This window comes from Leifsonia sp. Soil_N53 (genome assembly GCF_057655165.1).
The window spans coordinates 40,580-60,328 of sequence record NZ_JBDGMM010000057.1 but is presented as its reverse complement, the minus strand read 5'-3'; the positions used below and the strand labels follow the sequence as shown (position 1 = coordinate 60,328).

The window sequence follows — 19,749 nt, the reverse complement described above, 5'->3', positions numbered from 1 at the left end:
TGCGGACATTTCCGCCGGTGTCAGCAAACCGGCAGCACGCAGGAAGTACGGTCGAATCAGCATCCCGAATCTCCTGTCGAAGGAACCCCCATGAGCACCGAGACCCCCGCGAGCACCGACACCACCGCCGCTCCGCGGCGCCGTTCGCCCTTCGCGCGGCGTGAGCCGGACAGCGGGCCGCGCGCGCGGTTCAGCCAGCTCCTCCCGTACCTGCTGGAGCACCGCGGCGTGCTCTCGTTCGTCGTCGTGCTGAGCGTGCTCGGCGCCGCGGCGAGCCTCGCCCAGCCGCTGCTCGTCAGCCAGGTCATCACGATCGTCGGCAAGGGCGAGCCGCTGAACGGGATCGTCTGGGGGCTCGTCGCGCTCGTCGTCGTCTCCGCGCTGATCTCGGGCTACCAGCACTACCTGCTGCAGCGCACGGGCGAGGGCGTCGTGCTGTCGTCGCGGCGCAAGCTGGTCGGCCGGATGCTGCGGCTTCCGATCAGCGAGTTCGACACCCGGCGCACGGGCGACCTGGTGTCGCGGGTCGGCTCGGACACCACGCTGCTGCGCGCGGTGCTCACCCAGGGGCTCGTGGAGGCCGTCGGCGGAGCGCTGACCTTCATCGGCGCGCTCATCGCCATGCTGATCATCGACCCGGTGCTGCTCGGGCTGACCGTGCTGGTGGTGGCGGTCTCCATCGTCGTGGTCACGCTGCTGTCCGGCCGCATCCGCGTCGCCAGCCAGAAGGCGCAGACCAAGGTCGGCGACCTCGCGGCTGCGGTCGAACGCGCGATCAGCTCGGTGCGGACGATCCGCGCGTCCAACGCGACCGAACGGGAGATCGCGGCGGTGGACGCCGACGCGACCGGGGCGTGGAAGATGGGCATCCAGGTCGCCAAGATCTCGGCGCTCGTGGTTCCCGTCGCCGGCATCGCGATGCAGGTGTCGTTCCTGGTCGTGCTCGGCGTCGGCGGCTTCCGGGTCGCCAGCGGGGCGATCACCGTGGCGAACCTGGTCGCGTTCATCCTGTTCCTGTTCATGATGATCCTGCCGCTCGGCCAGGCGTTCGGCGCGATCACCGCGGTGAACTCGGCGCTCGGCGCGCTCGGCCGGATCCAGGAGATCCTCGACCTCCCGACCGAGGACCAGCACGACCGCGAGATCGCGCCGCTCGCGATGACCGTCGGCGCGGCCAACGAGGGTCTCGCGCCGAACGCGCCGGCGATCGAGTTCGTGGACGTGGCGTTCGCCTACCCCTCCTCGCCCGAGCGGGACGAGCCCTCGGTCGTCGCGGCGGCGCCCGCCGACGCGGAGGGCATCGCGCTCGGCGCCCTCGGCGGCGTGGACATTGTGGCCGAGGCGGAGGCCGCGGCCGGCCTCGGCGTCGACGCGCCGCCCGCGACGCACGGCGGCGTGCTGCACGGCGTCAGCTTCACCGTGCCGCGCGGCAAGCGCACGGCGCTGGTCGGCCCATCGGGCGCGGGCAAGTCGACCATCCTCGCGCTGATCGAGCGGTTCTACGACCCGGAGGCCGGCCAGGTGCGCTTCGGCGGGATCGACGTCCGCACGCTCGACCGCGTCGCGCTGCGATCCAACATCGGCTACGTGGAACAGGACGCGCCGGTGCTGGCGGGCTCGCTGCGCGACAACCTGCGGCTCGCCACGCCGGACGCGAGCGACGAGCAGTGCGTCGACGTCCTCCACGCCGTCAACCTGACCGAGGTTCTGGAGCGCAGCGACCTGGGCCTGGACGCTCCGGTCGGCGAGGACGGCATCATGCTGTCCGGCGGCGAGCGCCAGCGCCTCGCGATCGCCCGCGCCCTGCTCGCGGCGCCGCCGGTCCTGCTGCTGGACGAGTCGACCTCCAGCCTGGACGGCCGCAACGAGCAGCTGATGCGGGAGGCCATCGACGCCGTAGCCGAGGACCGCACCCTCCTCGTGATCGCCCACCGCCTCTCGACCGTCGTAGACAGCGACCAGATCGTCGTCCTAGACCACGGCCGCGTCGTCGGAGTGGGAACCCACTCCGACCTAGTCGCGAGTACTCCCCTCTACCGCGACCTGGCCAAACACCAACTCCTCGTCTAGCCCGACAATCGCTTCCGGACTTATGTACGCGACACGCCGGTCGCGGGCGTACACAAGTCCGGAAGAGATTGTCGGGCTACGCGCGGAGTTGGTAGCGGAGGGAGGCTAGTTCGGCGCGGAGGGCGGCGGGGACTCGGGGGCCGAACTGGGCGAAGAACTGTTCGGTGAGGTCGCATTCGGCGAGCCAGCTCGCAGGGTCGACCTCGAAGAGGTCTGCGACGTCCTGGGCGGAGAGGTCGAGGCCGTCGAGGTCGAGCTCCTCGATCAGCGGGAGGCGGCCGATCGGCGTCGACGCGGCGCCGGCGGTGCCCTCCACGCGGCGGGCGATCCACTCGATCACGCGCGAGTTCTCGCCGAAGCCGGGCCACAGGAACCGTCCGTCGTCGCCCTTGCGGAACCAGTTCACCTGGAACACCGCCGGGGCGTTCGCGCCGAGCTGTTCGCCGACCTCGAGCCAGTGGCTCCAGTAGTCGGCCATGTTGTAGCCGCAGAACGGCAGCATCGCGAACGGGTCCCGGCGCAGCTCGCCGACCGTGCCCTCGGCCGCCGCGGTCTTCTCGGACGAGATGGTCGCGCCGATGAACACGCCGTGCTTCCAGTCGCGCGCCTGCGCCACGAGCGGCACGTTGGTCGCCCGGCGGCCGCCGAAGAGGATGGCGTCGATCGGCACGCCGTCGAACGCGTCCCAGTCGTCCGCGATGGTCGGGCACTGCGCCGCCGCCACCGTGAACCGCGAGTTCGGGTGCGCCGCGGGGCGACCGCTCTCGGGCGTCCAGTCGTTGCCCTGCCAGTCGATCAGGTGCGCGGGCGGCGTCTCGGTCAGGCCCTCCCACCACACGTCGCCGTCGTCGCGCAGCGCCACGTTGGTGAAGATCGTGTTGCCCCACAGGGTCTCCACGGCCGTCTTGTTGGTCAGCTCGCCCGTCCCCGGCGCGACGCCGAAGAAGCCCGCCTCGGGGTTGATGGCGCGCAGCCTCCCGTCAGCGCCCTGCCGGAGCCAGGCGATGTCGTCTCCGATGGTCTCCACTGTCCAGCCCGGGATAGTCGGCTTGAGCATCGCGAGGTTCGTCTTGCCGCACGCGGACGGGAACGCCGCCGCGAAGTGGAAGGCGCGGCCCTCCGGCGAGGTGACCTTGACGAGCAGCATGTGCTCGGCCAGCCAGCCCTCATCGCGCGCCATCGCCGACGCGATCCGGAGCGCGAAGCACTTCTTGGCGAGGATGGCGTTGCCGCCGTAGCCGGAGCCGTACGACCAGACCTCGCGCGTCTCCGGGAACTGGACGATGTACTTGGTCTCGCTGCACGGCCAGGCGACGTCGTCGTAACGCACCCCGGCGTCGTCGATCAGCGGCGCGCCGACGCTGTGCACGGTCGGCACCCAGGGCTGACCCGCGTCGATGAGGTCGAGGACCTGGCTGGTTACCCGGGTCATCATCCCCATGCTCACGGCGACGTAGGCGGAGTCGGTCAGCTCGACGCCGACCTGCGAGATCGGGCCGCCGAGCGGTCCCATCGAGAACGGGACGACGTACATCGTGCGGCCGCGCATGCTGCCGGCGAAGACCTGGCGCAGCTCGGCGCGCATGGCGGCGGGCTCGCGCCAGTTGTTGGTCGGCCCGGCGTCCTGCTCCTCGACCGAGCAGATGAAGGTGCGGTCCTCGACGCGAGCGACGTCGCCCGGGTCGGTGCGCGCCAGGAAGCTGTTCGGGCGCCACTCCGGGTTCAGCCGGATCAGCTTGCCCTCGGCGACGAGCAGCTTGGTCAGCCGGTCGGCCTCCCCCGGCGAGCCGTCGCACCAGACGATCGTCTCCGGCTGCGTGAGGTCGGCGATCTCGGCGACCCAGGCACGGAGGCCGGCGAGGCCGGTCGGGGCGGGGGCGGCTGTGGTCGTGGCGGGTGCGACGCCTGCGGCCGAGGTGGCGGCCGCGGGGTACGCATGCGTCTCGTGGTCGGCGGCGGCGTGCAACTGGTCGGTCATCGGGAGCTCGGCGACGGACATTTTCGTCGGTCCTCTCGTTCGGGAAAGATCAGGTGTGAATCCAGGATCGAGCAGGATTCAGGCTCATGGGCGGGAAATTGCGAGTAAAGAATCGCGATTCTTTCGCTATCGTGAAGGCATGGAGTCCACCGCCACCGAGCAGGCGACCGCCGACGTCGCCACCCTCGGCCACCGCATCCGGCACTTCCGCACCCAGCGCGGGCTGACCCTCGACGAGCTCGGCGCCGCCGCCGGCGTCGCCGCCAGCCAGCTCTCGCTCATCGAGAACGGCAAGCGCGAGCCGCGCGTCTCCCTGCTCGGCACGCTGGCCGCCGCGCTCGGCGTCCCGCTCGCGGAGCTGCTGTCCGCCGAGCCGCCGGACGCGCGGGCGGCGCTGGAGATCGAGCTCTCCCGCGCCCAGAAGGGCTCGCTGTACGGCTCGCTCGGCCTGCCCGCCGTCAAGCCGACGAAGGGCACGCCGACCGAGACGCTGGAGGCCCTGGTCGGCCTCCACCGGGAGCTCGCCCGGCGCGCGAGCGAGGCGATCGCGACGCCCGAGGAGGCCAGGCGGGCGAACACCGAGCTGCGCGAGCGGATGCGCGAGCAGAACAACTACATCCCCGACATCGAAGCGCTCGCGGAGGAGCGCGTGCGCGCCTCCGGGCATGTGCGCGGCGCGCTCACCCACCGCGAGGTCAGCGTCATGGCCGAGCAGCTTGGGTTCGAGCTCATCTACGTGGACGACCTCCCGCGGTCCACCCGCTCGATCACCGATCTGGAGAACGGCCGGATCTACCTGCCGCCCGCTTCCATCCCCGGCGGCCACGGCCTCCGGTCCATGGCGCTGCAGGCGATGGCGCACCGCCTGCTGGGCCACGAGCGCCCGGCGAGCTACGCGGACTTCCTGCGGCAGCGGCTGGAGATCAACTACTTCGCGGCGTGCTGCCTGATGCCGGAGGCCGCGGCGGCCGCGTTCCTGCAGCAGGCGAAGAAGGAGAAGGACCTCGCCGTCGAGGACTTCCGCGACGCGTTCGGCGTCACCCACGAGGCCGCGGCGCTGCGGCTGACGAACCTGGCCACCGCCCACCTCGACATGCCGCTGCACTTCCTGCGCGTCGGCGACGACGGCACCCTCTACAAGGGCTACGAGAACGACGGCCTGCCCCTCCCCACCGACGTCACCGGCTCGATCGAAGGCCAGGTGGTCTGCCGCAAGTGGGGCGCCCGCAACGCGTTCGCGCGCACCAACCGCACGACGGAGTTCTACCAGTACACCGACACCCCGGCCGGGACGTACTGGTGCTCGACCCAGACCGGAAGCACGGCCGAGGGCGGCTTCTCGATCAGCGTGGGGGTGCCGTTCGACCAGGCCAAGTGGTTCCGCGGCCGGGAGACCACGGCGCGCAGCGAATCCCGCTGCCCCGACGAGTCGTGCTGCAAGCGACCCGCGACCGAGCTGACCGGGCACTGGTCGGGTAAGGCGTGGCCGAGCGCCCGCCTGCACGCGCACATCCTGTCACCGCTGCCGTCGGGGTCCTTCCCGGGCGTGGACGACTCGGATGTGTACACGTTCCTGGAGGCGCACTCGGGGATCTAGCGCCTACTTCGGCTGCATCCGGATCGCCCCGTCGAGGCGGATGGTCTCGCCGTTGAGCATCGGGTTCTCCACGATGGAGCGCACGAGCTGCGCGTACTCGGCGGGGCGGCCGAGGCGCGACGGGTGCGGCACCTGGGCCGCCAGGGAGTCCTGCGCGGCCTGCGGGAGCCCCGCCATCATGGGCGTCTCGAAGATTCCGGGAGCGATGGTGACCACGCGGATGAGGCTGCGGGCGAACTCGCGCGCGAGCGGCAGCGTCATCGCCGCGACGCCGCCCTTCGAGGCCGAATAGGCCGGCTGGCCGATCTGGCCGTCGAACGCGGCGACGGAGGCCGTGTTGACGATGACGCCGCGCTCCTCCCCGACCGGCTCGGTCTCCGCCATCGCGACCGCGGCGAGGCGCACCACGTTGAACGTGCCGATGAGATTCACCCGGACGACGCGTTCGAAGCTCTCCAGCGGCAGCACGCCGTCACGGCCGATCACCTTCTGGGCCGTCGCGATGCCGGCGCAGTTCACGACGACGCGCAGCGGGGCGAGCGCGCTCGCGGCGTCCACGGCGGCCTGCACCTGCTCCTCGTCCGTGACGTCGGCGGGCACGAACCGCGCGCCGGGGCCGAGCGCGACCGCGGCCTTCTCGCCCTCGGAGCTCGGGAGGTCGAGGATCACGACGCGCGCGCCGGCCTCCACGAGGGCGCGCGCGGTGGCGTTGCCGAGCCCGCTGGCGCCGCCGGTGACGAGCGCCGAACATCCGTCGATCTGCATGGTGATCCTTTCGAGGGAGGGTGTGGGGTGGGTTACAGACGCTCGATGAGGGTCGCGTTGGCCGTGCCGCCGCCCTCGCACATGGTCTGCAGGCCGAACCTGCCGCCGGACGCCTCCAACTCGTTGAGCAGGGTGCCGAGCAGGCGGGTCCCGGAGGAGCCGAGTGCGTGGCCCAGCGCGATCGCGCCGCCGCGCGGGTTCAACCGGGCGGGGTCGGCGCCGAACTCGCGCAGCCACAGCAGCGGCACCGGCGCGAAGGCCTCGTTGACCTCGTACGCCGCGATGTCGTCGAGCTTCACCCCGCTGCGGTCGAGGAGCTTGCGCGTCGCCGGGAGGATGCCGGTGAGCATGAACAACGGGTCGCTGCCGGCGACGGCGAACGAGTGGAAGCGCGCCCGCGGCCGCAGGCCGAGCCGAGCCGCAGCCTCCGCGCTCATCACGAGGGCGGCCGAGGCGCCGTCGGTCAGCGGCGACGAGTTGCCGGGAGTGATCCGCCAGTCGAGCTGCGGGAACCGTGCCGCGAGCCGGTCCGTGCGGAACGACGGCGGCAGCGCAGCCAGCTTCTCGACGGTCGTTCCCGGCCGGATGGTCTCGTCGCCCGCGACGCTCCCGCTGTCGGGCGTCGGCACCGGCACCAGCTCGCCGTCGAACGCGCCGGAGGCCGCCGTATCGGCCGCGCGCCGGTGCGACTCTGCCGCGAAGGCGTCCAGCTCCTCCCGGGTGAACCCCCAGCGCTCGGCGATCAGCTCGGCCGCGACACCCTGGTTCACGAGCCCGTCCGGGTAGCGCGCGTGCAGCAGCTCGCCGCCGAGCGATGCGCCACCCAGGTTGGAGCCCATCGGCGCCCGGCTCATCGACTCCACTCCGCAGGCGATCACGATGTCGTACGCGCCCGCGATGACGCCCTGCGCGGCGAAGGCGGCGGCCTGCTGGCTGGAGCCGCACTGCCGGTCGATCGTGACGCCGGGGACGCTCTCCGGGAAGCCCGCGCTCAGCAGCGCCGTGCGCGCGATGTTGCCGGCCTGCTCCCCCGCCTGCGTGACGCAGCCGGCGATGACGTCGTCGACCAGCGCCGGGTCGAGGCCGTTGCGGTGCACGAGCTCGGCCAGCACCCCGGCGAGGAGGTCGGCCGGGTGGATGTCGGAGAGCTCGCCCCCGGGCTTGCCGCGCCCGGAGGGTGTACGGACGACATCGACGATGACGGCTTCGGTGGCCATGGTGTTGCGCTCCTCGGCTCGGATGGTGGGCGGGCGTGGCTGGCGGGCCGGGCTCAGTCGGTGAACGGGTCCGGTGTCAGGGTGTACTTGGTGCTGAGGTACTCGTGGATGCCCTCCGGGCCTCCCTCGCGGCCGAGGCCCGACTGCTTGACCCCGCCGAAGGGCGCCGCGGCGTTGGACACGACGCCCACGTTGAGCCCCATCATCCCGGTCTGCAGGCGTTCGATCATCCGCTGGCCGCGCGCCAGGTCCTTCGTGAAGACGTACGACACCAGCCCGAACTCGGTGTCGTTCGCGATGCGCACCGCCTCGTCCTCGTCGCGGAAGCGGACGATCGACAGCACAGGGCCGAAGATCTCCTGCCGCAGGATCTCACTGCCGGCGCGCACGTCGGTGACGACGGTGGGCTCGAAGAACGTGCCCGGGCCGGAGACCCGGGATCCGCCGGCGAGGACGAGCGCTCCGCGCGATACGGCGTCCTCCAGCAGCTCGGCGGCCTTGTCCACGGCGTCCTCGTTGATGAGCGGGCCGATCGTGACGCCCTCCTCCGTGCCGCGGCCGATCTTCATCGCCTTCACGCGGTCGGCGACGCGTCGGGCGAACTCGTCCGCGACGTCCTCGTGGACGATGAACCGGTTGGCCGCGGTGCAGGCCTCCCCGATGTTTCGGAACTTCGCCAGCAGCGCGCCCTCCACCGCCCGGTCGAGGTCGGCGTCCTCGAAGACCACGAACGGGGCGTTGCCGCCGAGCTCCATCGACGTGCGCAGCACGTTCTCCGACGCCTGCTGCAGCAGTTTGCGGCCGACCTCGGTGGAGCCGGTGAACGACAGCTTCCGCAGCCGCGGGTCGGCGATGATCGGCGCCGAGACCTTGCCCGAGGTGGAGGTCGTGATGACGTTGAGCACACCGGCCGGCAGGCCCGCGTCCTCCAGCAGGCGAGCGAAGTACAGCGTGGTCAGCGGCGTGAGCTCGGCGGGCTTCACGACCACCGTGCAGCCCGCGGCGAGCGCCGGCGCGATCTTGCGCGTCGCCATCGCGAGGGGGAAGTTCCATGGCGTGATCAGGAAGCAGGGTCCGACGGGATGCTGCGACACGATCATCCGGCCGGTGCCCTCGGGGTTGGTCGCGTAACGGCCGGAGATGCGCACGGCCTCCTCGGAGAACCAGCGCAGGAACTCGCCGCCGTAGGTGACCTCCCCGTTCGCCTCCGCCAGCGGCTTGCCCATCTCCAGCGTCATCAGCAGCGCGAACTCGTCTCGGCGCTCCTGCAGCAGGTCGAACGCGCGGCGCAGGATCTCGCCCCGGGTGCGCGGCGGCGTCGCCGCCCAGGCGTCGGCGGCGGCCACCGCGGCGTCCAGCGCGCGCGTGCCGTCCTCCACCGACGCGTCGGCGATCTCGCGGATGAGGTCGCCGGTCGCCGGGTCGAACACCTTCAGGGTGCCGTTCGAGCCCGGCAGCCACTCGCCGCCGATGAACAGGCCGTCGGGCACGCGCTCCAACAGGGTCTTCTCGTCGGTCTTCTGGTCCACGATCACTCCTCCTCGTGCTGTCCGTTCATCATGCGCCTCATTCCTCCACCGCGGACTCCACGAGCGGCACGCTGCGGTGCTCGATCGTGGTCTCCAGCGCGATCACTGTGGAGGTGCGACTGATCCCCGGCTCGCTCAGGATGCCGGAGATCACCCGCTGGAGGTCGGCGTTCGAGCGTGCGACGACCCGGATCAGCAGGTCTCCCGCACCGGTCACGGTGTGCACCTCCAGCACCTCCGGGATGCCGCGCAGGTGCTCGATCACCGAGAGGTCGCTCTGGGTGATCTCGGCTGTGATGAACGCCGTCACCGGGAAGCCGAGCCGGTTGCTGTCGATCGTCGGAGCGAAGTCCTTGATCACCCCGGTGCGCTGTAGCCGGTCGAGCCGGGCCTGCACGGTGCCGCGCGCGACTCCGAGACGGCGCGACGCCTCGAAGACGCCGAGGCGGGGTTCCTCCGTCAGCAGGGCGATGAGGTCGGCGTCCAGCCTGTCGATCATGCGGGCACTCCTTTGCTCCTCGCACATCGTACGACCAGGAAACCGCCGCACCTACAGGCTGACCGAAGCTCCCAGGAAGGGAAGCGCAGCCTGCTTGAAGCCGCGGGCGCTGAGCGCCGTGATGTGGTTGCGGCGCGGCAGCAGCACCAGCTCGGCGCCGAGCAGCCGCGCCGCCGCGTCCGCGTCCGCGGCCACCGGGTCCGCGTCGCCGGCGACCAGCAGGGTGGGCACGGTGGAGGCCAGCGGCAGCGGATGCTGCGCCATGCCGGTCGCGCAGGCGGCGAGCGCCTCGCGATCGACGCCGGGGGCCTGGCGCAGGGAGGCCAGGAGCGGGGTGAGCGGGGCGTCGGCCGGCAGGGTGTCCGCACCCTCCAGGATCGCCTCGCGCACGGCCTCCACGCCCCAGTGGGCGAACTGCTCGACCGTGCCGACGCCGCCGACGACGACCCGCCGCACCCGCTCCGGCGCCAGTCCGACGAGGGCGAGCGCGACCCAGCTGCCCATCGAGTACCCGATGACGTCGACGCGGTCGAGGCCCTGCTCGTCGAGCACGGCGAGCAGGTCTCCGGCGAGCAGGTCGGGCGAGTAGGCCGACGGGTCGTGCGGAGCCTCGCTCGCGCCGTGACCGCGGAGGTCGGGGACGAGCGCGCCACGGCCGGCTTCGGCGAGCGCGGCGACCCAGCCGGTGGCCTCCCAGGTCAGCGCGCCCGTGGTGGCGAACCCGTGGACGAGCAGGACCGGGTCGGCTCCGGGATGCCGTTCGACGTGGATGCGCATGGTCCCATCCTCGCCGATCGCGGCCCGGTTCAGGCTCCGATCGTGAACCGGGTGCGCAGCCGGTCGGCGAGCGCGTCCGCGATGTCGGCCACCTCGGCGAAGTAGCCGTCGTCGACCGTGCCGGTGGCGCGCAGCCGCTGCTCGCAGACGACGAGCGGGTCTCGGGCGGGCCACGCGGACGGGCCGGGGAGGACGGCGTCGATGAGGACCGGTCCGGAGCCGGAGCGCGCGAGGTCCAGCGCCTCCACGGTCGCCGCGTGGACGGCCAAGGCGTCGGCGCCGTCGACGAGCAGGACGGGCATCCCCGCGCCCTCGGTGCGGCCCGTGCCGGACAGGAAGACGACGGGGAGCGCGGAGTCGCGTGCCGTCGACACCGCGGTGCGCAGCTCGGCAGCGGTTCCGCTCCCGGCGCCGAGCGTGCTGAGCGCGCACCCGCCCGTGCGGTCGAGCTTGGCGCCGAGCGCCCAGCCGACGGCGTGGGTGACCGAGCCTTCGAGCGCCGCGTCGATCCGGGCGCGACCGGCGTGCAGCGCGGCGGCGGGGTCGGCGCCGAGCGCGATCATCATGCCGGGCTCGTGGCGGGCGGGAAAGGCGCGGTCGCGCGAGGTCTGCAGGGCGAGCACCGCGCCGACCTGCACGGCCTCCCGACCGCGCGAGTCGAGGTAACCGGGGAGGATCCCTCGGCCGCGCAGGACGACCGCCTCCCGGTCGATGCGGCGGACGGTCGCCATGGTCCGGTAGAGGCGGCGGAGCAGGGCCGCAACGTCGGCGTCCGCTCCGTCGATCGACGCGCCCAGGACCGGCTCGAGCATCGTGGGGGTCATGGATGCCACTCTGACCGACGGGTGAAGACGCGGCAACGCGCGGGCGATCGGCCGCGCATTCTGCTCATCTCGGCGGCCTGACACGGCCTCCGACTGTACAGACTGCATGTCCGCCTACTGCGAGTGCACTCACGTTGCGTCGGCCTGCGCGCGGCTCAGCGTTCGACGGCAGACCGCCACAGCTTCGAGGGCCACCAGATGGCACGCCCCACGTCGTACGACACCGCGGGAACGAGCAGCGAGCGCACCAGGACGGTGTCGAGCAGCACCCCGAACGCGACGATGAACGCGATCTGGACCAGGAACAGGATCGGGATGACCGCGAGCGCCGCGAACGTCGCCGCCAGCACGACGCCGGCCGACGTGATGACACTGCCGGTCATCCCCAGCCCGCGCAGGATGCCCGGCCGCGTGCCGAGCCGCAGCGACTCCTCCCGCACGCGCGTCATGAGGAAGATGTTGTAGTCCACACCGAGGGCGACCAGGAACACGAAGCCGAACAGCGGTACGCTCGCGTCCGCTCCAGGGAAGCCGAACAGGTGATTGAACACGAGCGCCGACACGCCCAGCGCGGCGGCATACGACAGCACGACGCTGCCGATCAGCAGCACCGGGGCCAGGATCGAGCGCAGCAGCAGCATGAGCACCAGCAGGATGACGAGCAGCACGATCGGGATGATCCGCAGCAGGTCGCTCTGAGCCGTGTCGTTGGTGTCGAGTGCGATCGCGGTGACGCCGCCGACGAGCACGTCCAACCCGGAGGCCGGGAGGTCACGGCGCAGCTCCCGGACCACCTGCTCGGCCGCCGGTGAGTCCGGCTGGGCCTTCAGCGTCGCCTGGATGAGGACCCGGCCGTCCTTCACGACCGGCGGCTGTGCGCTCTGTCCCGGCTCGGCGGGCCGGACATTTCCGGCGTAGAGCGTCGCCGTCGCGATCCCGTCGTTCTCCTTGGTGGCGGCCAGCACGGCGTCCCCGTCGGCCTCCTTCGCGACGACCAGCACAGGCGCGCCCGATCCGGCGTCGAAGTGCTTCGCGAGGATCTTCTGCCCGTCGGCCGCGTCCGACTGCGAGAGCACCAGGGCGGTCTGCTCGACGCCGTTGGCCTTCAGCTGCGTCAGCCCGAACGCGCACGCGACGAGCACGACGAGCGACACGATCCAGGTCAGCCGCGGCCGGTGCGCGATCAGGAGGCCCACGCGCAGCCAGAGGCCGCGGATGCCCTCCAGGCCGGGAACGCGCTCTGCGCCCTCGTGCTTAGGCTGCGCGTGCTCGCCCGCGAACCTCGGCCGGAACGGCCAGAACGCGGCGCGCCCGACCACGGCCAGCAGCGTCGGCAGCAGCGTCAGAGCCGACAGCAGCGAGAACACGATGCCGATCGCGGCGATCGGCCCGAGGCTCTTGTTCGAGTTGAGGTCGGAGAACAGCAGGCACAGCAGCGCCAGGATGACCGTCGCACCCGAGGCCAGGATCGGCTCGAAGGCCGCCCGCCACGCCTTCACGATCGCGGTCCAGCGCGACTCGTTCTGCTCCAGCGCCTCCCGGTAGCGGGCGACCAGCAGCAGCGAGTAGTCGGTGGCGGCGCCGATCACCAGGATGGAGAGGATGCCCTGGCTCTGTCCGCTGAGCTTGATCCAGCCCCAGAGCGCGAAGAGGTAGACGACGAGGATCGCCGCGCACAGCGCGAACACCGAGGTGAGCAGCACCAGGAACGGCAGCAGCAGCGCGCGGTAGACCAGCAGCAGGATGACGAAGACCGCGCCGACGGCGACGAGCAGCAGGATGCCGTCGATACCCCCGAACGCATTGACCAGGTCCGCGGTGAGGCCGGCCGGGCCCGTGACCCAGCCTTGGGCATCCGCGGGCACTTCGCTCTTCAGGACATCCCGCAGGTCGGCGACGACGGTCTTCACGTTCTCCGTGTCGGCCACCGGGACGATGAATTCGACCGCCCTGCCGTCCTGCGAGGGGATCGGCCCGGCCACGCTCGTGCTCTGCCCGGCCTCAGGAGCCTGGACGCCGTCCACCGCGCCGAGCTTCGCGGCGAGCGCGGCGTAGGAGGCGAGCTCGCTCCGCGGGATGGCCGAGCCGGACTGGACGACGACGATCGCGGGCACGGCCTGCGAGTCGGTGAACCGCTTCTGCCAGTCCTGCACCGCGGTCGACTCCGCGCTGGCCGGCAGGAAGGCGGCCTGGTCGTTGCTGGACACGCCGGAGAGCTTGCCGAATGTCGGCCCGCCGATCCCGGCCAGCACGAGCCAGACCAGGATGAGCGCGACCGGCACCACCACTCGCAGCCACACCGACGGCTTCCCCGACATCCGCACTCTCCCGTCCGAGCCGATTAGCTAACTAAGCTAGCAATCAGCATAGTGCCTATCTTGCCACGGGCGCGAGGCGGGATGGCAGGAGGCGGCGGTCGGGTCGCCTACACCAGCTCGGCGCCCGCATGCGCGAGCTCGGCGAGGGCGGCCTCCGACGACGTGGGGGCGACCCCGGCGACGAGCGCGGTGAGCACGCGGACGTGCTGGCCGTGCTCGAGCGCGTCGAGCGCGGAGGCGCGCACGCAGTAGTCGGTCGCGATCCCCACCATGTCGATGACGTCGATCCCGTGCTCGTCGAGGAGATTGTGGACGGTCGAGCCCGCCTCCGTCCTCCCCTCGAAGATCGAGTACGCCGGCACCCCCTGCCCTTTGAGGATGTGGTAGCCGACGCGCGAGGTGTCGAGCGCGGGATGGTATGCCGCCCCGTTCGTGCCCGCCACGCAGTGCACGGGCCACGTCTCCACGAAGTCCGGCTCGGCGTCCGTCGCGAAGTGGCCGCCGTTGTCGTTGTCGCGGTCGTGCCAATCGCGGCTCGCGAGGATGACCGCGTACTCGTCGGCGTGCTCGCGCAGGTGCTCGGTGATGGCGGCCGCCACCGCGGCTCCCCCGTCGACACCGAGCGCTCCGCCCTCGGTGAAGTCGTTCTGCACGTCGATGATGAACAGTGCCTTGCCCATCCAGGTCCCCTCCGCTCGGCCGCCGCCCGGCTCACCCGTTGGTGAGGTTGTCACCGCACTTGTAGAAACCGGTCGTCAGCGTGTCGATCGCCTGCTTGGCATTGTCGCTCACCGGGCCGAGAGCGAACACAGCGAAGGTCAGCGGCGTGCCGTCGGCCGCGTTGACGATGCCCGACAGGGTGTAGCCGTTGTCGATCCACCCGGTCTTGGCGTGCACGGCGCCGCGCGCGACGGAGTTCGAGCCGGTGAACCGGCTGTAGCCCGGCCCGAGGGTCCCGGACTGGCCGGAGACCGGCAGCCCGTCGTAGACGACGCCCAGCCCGTTCTGCCGGTTCAGCACCTTGATGAAGAGCTGCGTCAGGTACGACGGCGGCACGGCGTTGTCGGCGCTGAGCCCGGATCCGTCCGCGATGTGGATGCCGGTCGTGTCGATGCCGTAGCCCTTCAGCCCGGCGAGCACGCCCGCGTTCTCGGCGTCGAAGGTGTTGCCGGCGCCGGCTTTGATCGCGACGAGCCTGGCCAGCTCCTCCATGATCGTGTTGTCGGAGTACTTCATCGCCTGCTCGATCAGCGTGGTGACCGGCTGGGACTGCACCGCCGCGAGCTGGCGGGCGCCCGCCGGGGCCGCGCCGGAGGTCACCGGCACGTTGGTGCCGAGGTACTGCTGGAAGTACTGGACCGCACGCCCGGTCGGATCGGTGCTGCGCGGGGACTCGACCGCGCCGGGGTCGTCGCGATCGCCGTCCACCATCAGGGCGGACATGTACGGCGTGGAGCCCTCCACGACGCGCTCCTCGTGCTCGTCCCAGCTCGGCTGCCACAGCGGACCGCCGAACAGCGAGGTGTCGACCACGATGGAGGTCACCGGCTGGCCGCCGAGCGCCTGCTTGGTCTGCGTCGCGAGGTCCTGGATGGATGGCGCTCCGGTGTAGAAGGCGCCCTGCCCTCCTGGCAGGCGCGACAGGGTCACGTCACCGCCGCCGACGAGGACGACCTGGCCGGGGACGCTGCCCGCGACGACCGTGGTCTGCACGCGGTAGTCGGGTCCGAGCGTCGCGAGGGCCGCCGCCGAGGTGAGGGTCTTGAGCACGGACGCGGTCGGGCCGGGCTTGCCGCCGTTGCGGTCGAAGAGCACCTGGCCGGTCTTCGCGTTGACGACCTGGGCCTCCAGGTTGCCGAGCCGGCCGTCCTGCGCGAGGGAGGCCACCGAGCAGGTGCGGACGCGGCTGGCGGCCGGCAGCGCGCCGGGAACCGGCCGCGCCGGATCGGCGGTGGGCGTGGGAGTCGGAGTGGGCGTGCGGCTGGCCGAGTGGCTCGGCGGGACGGCGACGGCGGCGCCGGCCGGTGCCGAGCCGACGGTGGCTCCGAGCGCCACGCTGCCCGTGCCGAGGATCACGAACGCGACGGCGGCGCCGGCGGCGATCCACGCCTTCGGGTGGGTGCGGATGGCCGACAGGACGCCGGCGGCGGCTCCGGCGAGCGCACCGCGGGCGTTTTGCTGCGCGCCCTCCTGACGCGCCGCGCGACGCCCGGAAGGGGTCGCCGCTCCGCCGGGCTCACTCGTCGCAGAGGAGTCCCCGGTGGGGAGAACAGTTGTCGGGATGTTCGTCGATTCAGACTCGGTGCCGTCGGGGGCGCCGGAGTCGCGCTGGTCCGATTCGCGCATCCGGGTATAGTACCGGCGTTCCCTGGGAGCGCCAATTCGGGGGGCACGCGGGAGAAGCCCGCACAGGTACACGACGCGCCAGGAAGAGCCCAGGCGGGAGAGGGGTTTTTCTGGAGCCGCCCAAGGGAATCGAACCCTTGACCTTCTCATTACGAGTGAGATGCTCTGCCGACTGAGCTAGGGCGGCGTGGCCGGGCTTCGCGCCCGGGCACAGTCAGATAGCTTACCCGATCCCGCGGTGTGGTTTCGACCACGCTCGGGGCGGCGGCGCGGCTCAGTTGAGCTGGCCGCCGAGGGCCTGGAGCTGTGCGAACGAGCTGCGGAGACGCTCCGAGAGGGGCTCGACGCCGCCGTGGTCGGCCCAGCACGACCAGGCGTGCCGCATCCCCGCGAACGCCACGTAGGTGACGAGTCGCGCGCGCTGGTGGAGGGCTTCCTCGTCGGCCGCCAGCTCCGGGTCGTCGTGCGCCAGCCGGCGCTGCACGACGGCGCTCAGGGCGTCCTCGAACTTGTGCATGCTCGCCATCCGCTGCGCGAAGAGCTCGGGGTTGCCCTTGAGGAGCGTGCGCCGCAGGACGTGCAGCTCCTTCGCTGTGGCCGGGTTCTCGCCGGTGCTTGCGGTCCCGCCGAGGTCGCCGTCGAGGTCGCCGGTCTCGATCGCGGCGATGAGGAGCCTGCCCATCCCGTCGAGGATGGGCTCCGTCGGCCCCGCCTCGATGAAGCGCTCGATGCTCTCCTCGTCCGGGAGTTCCGGGAGCTCGCCGATGATCGCGGACTCCTTCGACGGGAAGTAGTTGAAGAACGTGCGCGGCGAGACGTTGGCGGCATGGCTGATCTCGTCGACCGTCACCCGGTCGAAGCCGCGCTCGCTCGCCAGCTCGAGCGCCGCGAGTTGGATGGCGCGCCGTGTCGCGATGCGCTTGCGCTCACGCAGGCCCAACTCGCTGTCGGTCGTCTCGGTGTCCATAGTCACGAGTCGATTATTTCACCGTCTGCAAAATTGCACCACTCACCGCTCGCCGCTCACCGCTCTGGCGAGGTCGGCACCCCGGGTCCGGACGTCAGCACGTCGTGCCCGCGGGCGGGATGGTGCCGCCGACGAGGAAGTCGTCCACCGCGTTGTTCACGCACGAGTTCGACTTGTTGTACGCCGTGTGGCCCTCGCCCTTGTAGGTCAGCAGGTGCCCGTTCTGCAGCTCCGACGCCAGGTTCTTCGCCCACACGTACGGTGTCGCCGGGTCGTTCGTGGTGCCGACGACGAGGATGGGCGCCGACCCCTTCGCCGCGATCGGGCCGCGATCCACCGTGGTCTTGTACGGCCAGGTGGCGCAGCCGATGTCGCCGTACGCCATGTACGGGCCGATCACGGGCGCCGCCGCCGCGAGTTCGGCCGCCTGCGCCCGCATGGCGGACGGGTCGGCGTCGTAACTGTAGTCGAGGCAGTTGATCGCCATGAACGCCTCGGTGGAGTTGTCCGAGTAGGTACCGTCGCTGTTGCGGCTGTTGTAGGCGTCCGCCAGGGAGAACGCGACCGAGGCGTCGCCCTTCATCACGTCCACGAACATGCTGCTGAGGTACGACCACGCCGTCGCGTCGTAGAGCGGGTAGATGATCGCGGTGACCAGGGTGTTGGCGCCGAGCTCGCGGCCGTCGGAGTTGCGGATCGGACTGCGCTCCACGGCGGCCAGCAGGTCGGAGATCGTCTTCATCCCGTCGTCCACCGTCCCGGTGAACGGGCAGTTCTTCTGGGTGAGGCAGCTCTTCAGGTAGGCACGGAGCGCGCTCTCGAAGCCTTGCGCCTGCACCTTCGTGACATCGAAGTTGCTCGCGGCCGGGTCGAGCGCGCCGTCGAGGACGAGCCGACCGGTCTTGCCCGGGTAGAGGTCGGCGTAGACCGCGCCGAGATACGTGCCGTACGAGTAGCCCAGGTAGTTCAGCTTCGTGTCGCCCAGGACCGCGCGCAGCAGGTCGAGGTCGCGCGCAGCGCTCACGGTGTCGACGTGGCTGAGGAGGGCGCCGGTGTTCTTGGCGCAGGCGGCGCCGAAGTCCTGCGAGACGGTCGTGTTGGCGGCGATCCACTGGTCGGAGCCGCGCTGGCCCGGCGTGATGCCGTAGAGGTAGTCGTCCATCTGCTTCGCGTCGTAGCACTTCACCGCGGTCGAGTGGCCGACTCCGCGCGGGTCGAAGCCCACGATGTCGAAATGGCTCTGCAGGGTCTTGTCCGTCGCATAGTCGACGGAGTCCTTGACGAAGTCGTAGCCGGATCCGCCCGGACCGCCGGGGTTGACCAGGAGCGAGCCCTGCTTGGTGCCCTTCGCCTGCTGGCGGATGAGCGCCAGCGAGATCTCGCCGGCGGACGGCTCGTTCCAGGTCAGCGGAGCCTTCGCGGTCGCGCACTGCTTGCCGCTGGAGCAGTCGGTCCAGACCAGCCGCTGCTCGTAGAACGGCTTCAGCGCGGCCGCGACCTTCTCCGGTGCGGGGGTGGAGGTCGTGGCCGTCTTCGCGGGGAGGAACCAGGTGACGCAGCCGGTCAACGTCAGTGCGGCGACCGCGGCGATCGCGACGAAGACGGTGCGAGCGGCCCGCCGGCGGGCCGGACGGCCCTCTCGGATGGTCACAGGTCTGTCCCCTTTCGCGCGGCTCCGCCGCGAAGGATTGTCGTGAGCATGGCCTCCAGGGCCAGGGCCGGAGCGACGTTTCCGTCGATCCGCTGACGGGCGGTCGCGACCGCATCCATCGCCGAGAGCGTAGCGGCGGGACTCGTGTGCGCGCTGAGAGCGGTCAGGCGGTCGCCGAGCTCGACGTTGACGAGGCCGCTGCCGCTGCCGAGCTGCAGCATCATCACATCGCGGTAGAGCGACAGGAGGTCGGTGAGGATCCGGTCGATCCCGTCGCGGAGGCTGCGCGTCGCCCGGCGCTTCTGGTCCTCCTCCAGCTGGCGGAGCTGGCCGCGCAGGGCGGGCGGGATGGCCCCGCCCGGCTCGATGCCGAGCGAGCGCAGGGCGTGCTCGCGCTCCTCGGCGTCGCGCTCCTCCGTGATGGCCTTGGCGTCGGCGCCGGCGACCTCCAGCAGGGTCGCGGCGGCGAGCACAGCGTCGGAGACCGAACGGATTCCGAGCGCAAGTTCGAGGGTCTGCTCGCGCCGGCGCCTGGCCTCCTCGTTGGTGGCGAGCCGGTGCGCCATCCCGATGTGGCTCTGGGCGTGGCGCGCCGCGCGCTCGGCGGCGGCGCTGTCTACGCCGTCGCGGCGCTCGATCAGCCGCGCGACGTCGGCGACGTCCGGCACCTTGAGCCGCACGGTGCGCACGCGCGAACGGATCGTGGGCAGCAGGTCGGCGTCGCTCGGCGCGCACAGGATCCAGACCGTGCGCTCCGGCGGCTCCTCCAGGGCCTTGAGAAGCACGTTGGAGGTGCGCTCGGTCATCCGGTCGGCGTCCTCGATCACCATGACCCGGAAGCGCCCGACCGACGGCGAGAACTGCGAGCTCGCGACCAGCGACCGCACCTCCTCGATCGAGATGATGACGCGCTCGGTGCTGAGGACGGCGAGGTCGGGGTGCGTGCGCGCCTCCACCTGCCGCCGCGCCGCCAGGTCGCCCTCCGGGTCGCCGGGGCTGAGCAGGGCGGTGGCGAAGGCGTAGGCGAGGTTGGAGCGTCCCGAGCCCGGAGGGCCGGTGATGAGCCAGGAGTGGGTCATCCCGCGCGCTGCGGCGTCCGGCCCGGAGGCGGTGGCCGACTCGGCGGCGGAGCGGACGACGGCGATCGCCTCGTCCTGACCCGTCAGGTCGTCCCACACCGCCATGGCTTCCAGGGTAGTGCGCACCGGGGA

At 71.5% G+C, this 19,749-nt stretch carries 15 protein-coding genes and 1 tRNA gene; 2 read left to right on the top strand and 14 right to left on the bottom strand.

Annotated elements, in window-relative coordinates; translation table 11 throughout:
• The first annotated feature begins 90 nt into the window (after positions 1–90).
• Complete coding sequence (locus AC3A3H_RS08565; RefSeq protein ID WP_487614134.1) at positions 91–2,070, top strand: ABC transporter ATP-binding protein; 1,980 nt, start codon at positions 91–93, stop codon at positions 2,068–2,070.
• A gap of 76 nt (positions 2,071–2,146) precedes the next feature.
• Here AC3A3H_RS08565 and AC3A3H_RS08560 read toward each other — a convergent pair whose 3' ends face one another.
• Positions 2,147–4,048, bottom strand: a complete 1,902-nt coding sequence (locus AC3A3H_RS08560; protein ID WP_487614175.1) for a phosphoenolpyruvate carboxykinase (GTP) — start codon at positions 4,046–4,048, stop codon at positions 2,147–2,149.
• Between the two features lie 139 nt (positions 4,049–4,187).
• Here AC3A3H_RS08560 and AC3A3H_RS08555 point away from each other — a divergent pair, with 139 nt between their 5' ends.
• Positions 4,188–5,645: a helix-turn-helix domain-containing protein gene (locus AC3A3H_RS08555; protein WP_487614133.1), complete on the top strand. Its 1,458-nt coding sequence runs from the start codon at positions 4,188–4,190 to the stop codon at positions 5,643–5,645.
• A gap of 3 nt (positions 5,646–5,648) precedes the next feature.
• Here the strand turns inward: AC3A3H_RS08555 and AC3A3H_RS08550 are convergent, their stop codons facing one another.
• The 13 genes from AC3A3H_RS08550 to AC3A3H_RS08490 all read right to left on the bottom strand — a co-directional run bounded on the left by AC3A3H_RS08550 (position 5,649) and on the right by AC3A3H_RS08490 (position 19,722).
• Positions 5,649–6,410, bottom strand: coding sequence for a 3-hydroxyacyl-CoA dehydrogenase (locus tag AC3A3H_RS08550; RefSeq protein WP_487614132.1), 762 nt, complete (start codon positions 6,408–6,410; stop codon positions 5,649–5,651).
• A 32-nt stretch (positions 6,411–6,442) separates the two neighbouring features.
• The gene (locus AC3A3H_RS08545) at positions 6,443–7,627 is read right to left on the bottom strand and encodes a thiolase family protein (protein WP_487614131.1); all 1,185 of its coding nucleotides are present in this window, start codon (positions 7,625–7,627) and stop codon (positions 6,443–6,445) included.
• Positions 7,628–7,680: 53 nt separating this feature from the next.
• Positions 7,681–9,156, bottom strand: coding sequence for an NAD-dependent succinate-semialdehyde dehydrogenase (locus AC3A3H_RS08540; RefSeq protein ID WP_487614130.1), 1,476 nt, complete (start codon positions 9,154–9,156; stop codon positions 7,681–7,683).
• Positions 9,157–9,193: 37 nt separating this feature from the next.
• Positions 9,194–9,655 (bottom strand): Lrp/AsnC family transcriptional regulator, encoded by a 462-nt coding sequence (locus tag AC3A3H_RS08535; protein ID WP_487614129.1) that lies wholly within the window; start codon positions 9,653–9,655, stop codon positions 9,194–9,196.
• 51 nt (positions 9,656–9,706) lie between these two features.
• Positions 9,707–10,432 (bottom strand): alpha/beta fold hydrolase, encoded by a 726-nt coding sequence (locus tag AC3A3H_RS08530; RefSeq protein WP_487614128.1) that lies wholly within the window; start codon positions 10,430–10,432, stop codon positions 9,707–9,709.
• A 29-nt stretch (positions 10,433–10,461) separates the two neighbouring features.
• Positions 10,462–11,256 (bottom strand): thiamine pyrophosphate-dependent enzyme, encoded by a 795-nt coding sequence (locus AC3A3H_RS08525; RefSeq protein ID WP_487614127.1) that lies wholly within the window; start codon positions 11,254–11,256, stop codon positions 10,462–10,464.
• A 155-nt stretch (positions 11,257–11,411) separates the two neighbouring features.
• Positions 11,412–13,574: an MMPL family transporter gene (locus AC3A3H_RS08520; protein WP_487614126.1), complete on the bottom strand. Its 2,163-nt coding sequence runs from the start codon at positions 13,572–13,574 to the stop codon at positions 11,412–11,414.
• 107 nt (positions 13,575–13,681) lie between these two features.
• Positions 13,682–14,254: an isochorismatase family protein gene (locus AC3A3H_RS08515; protein ID WP_487614125.1), complete on the bottom strand. Its 573-nt coding sequence runs from the start codon at positions 14,252–14,254 to the stop codon at positions 13,682–13,684.
• A 31-nt stretch (positions 14,255–14,285) separates the two neighbouring features.
• On the bottom strand, positions 14,286–15,920 hold the full coding sequence (locus tag AC3A3H_RS08510) for a D-alanyl-D-alanine carboxypeptidase/D-alanyl-D-alanine-endopeptidase (protein ID WP_487614124.1): 1,635 nt from the start codon (positions 15,918–15,920) through the stop codon (positions 14,286–14,288).
• Between the two features lie 111 nt (positions 15,921–16,031).
• A tRNA-Thr gene (locus AC3A3H_RS08505) sits at positions 16,032–16,107 on the bottom strand.
• Between the two features lie 87 nt (positions 16,108–16,194).
• Entirely contained in the window at positions 16,195–16,887 is a 693-nt protein-coding gene (locus AC3A3H_RS08500; RefSeq protein WP_487614123.1) for a TetR family transcriptional regulator, read from the bottom strand.
• A gap of 94 nt (positions 16,888–16,981) precedes the next feature.
• A complete protein-coding gene (locus tag AC3A3H_RS08495; RefSeq protein WP_487614122.1) occupies positions 16,982–18,538 on the bottom strand; it encodes an alpha/beta hydrolase in 1,557 nt (518 codons plus the stop codon).
• Positions 18,535–19,722, bottom strand: a complete 1,188-nt coding sequence (locus tag AC3A3H_RS08490; RefSeq protein ID WP_487614121.1) for a DNA polymerase III subunit delta' — start codon at positions 19,720–19,722, stop codon at positions 18,535–18,537. Before AC3A3H_RS08490 ends, AC3A3H_RS08495 begins: the two co-directional genes overlap by 4 nt.
• Between the last annotated feature and the right edge of the window lie 27 nt (positions 19,723–19,749).

What these genes read in the sequence shown, in the direction of transcription:
- AC3A3H_RS08565 (WP_487614134.1), top strand. Translation starts at nt 91, where the DNA reads ATGAGCACCGAGACCCCCGCGAGCACCGACACCACCGCCGCTCCGCGG.
- AC3A3H_RS08560 (WP_487614175.1), bottom strand. Translation starts at nt 4,048, where the DNA reads ATGACCGACCAGTTGCACGCCGCCGCCGACCACGAGACGCATGCGTAC.
- AC3A3H_RS08555 (WP_487614133.1), top strand. Translation starts at nt 4,188, where the DNA reads ATGGAGTCCACCGCCACCGAGCAGGCGACCGCCGACGTCGCCACCCTC.
- AC3A3H_RS08550 (WP_487614132.1), bottom strand. Translation starts at nt 6,410, where the DNA reads ATGCAGATCGACGGATGTTCGGCGCTCGTCACCGGCGGCGCCAGCGGG.
- AC3A3H_RS08545 (WP_487614131.1), bottom strand. Translation starts at nt 7,627, where the DNA reads ATGGCCACCGAAGCCGTCATCGTCGATGTCGTCCGTACACCCTCCGGG.
- AC3A3H_RS08535 (WP_487614129.1), bottom strand. Translation starts at nt 9,655, where the DNA reads ATGATCGACAGGCTGGACGCCGACCTCATCGCCCTGCTGACGGAGGAA.
- AC3A3H_RS08530 (WP_487614128.1), bottom strand. Translation starts at nt 10,432, where the DNA reads ATGCGCATCCACGTCGAACGGCATCCCGGAGCCGACCCGGTCCTGCTC.
- AC3A3H_RS08525 (WP_487614127.1), bottom strand. Translation starts at nt 11,256, where the DNA reads ATGACCCCCACGATGCTCGAGCCGGTCCTGGGCGCGTCGATCGACGGA.
- AC3A3H_RS08520 (WP_487614126.1), bottom strand. Translation starts at nt 13,574, where the DNA reads ATGTCGGGGAAGCCGTCGGTGTGGCTGCGAGTGGTGGTGCCGGTCGCG.
- AC3A3H_RS08515 (WP_487614125.1), bottom strand. Translation starts at nt 14,254, where the DNA reads ATGGGCAAGGCACTGTTCATCATCGACGTGCAGAACGACTTCACCGAG.
- AC3A3H_RS08510 (WP_487614124.1), bottom strand. Translation starts at nt 15,920, where the DNA reads ATGCGCGAATCGGACCAGCGCGACTCCGGCGCCCCCGACGGCACCGAG.
- AC3A3H_RS08500 (WP_487614123.1), bottom strand. Translation starts at nt 16,887, where the DNA reads ATGGACACCGAGACGACCGACAGCGAGTTGGGCCTGCGTGAGCGCAAG.
- AC3A3H_RS08490 (WP_487614121.1), bottom strand. Translation starts at nt 19,722, where the DNA reads ATGGCGGTGTGGGACGACCTGACGGGTCAGGACGAGGCGATCGCCGTC.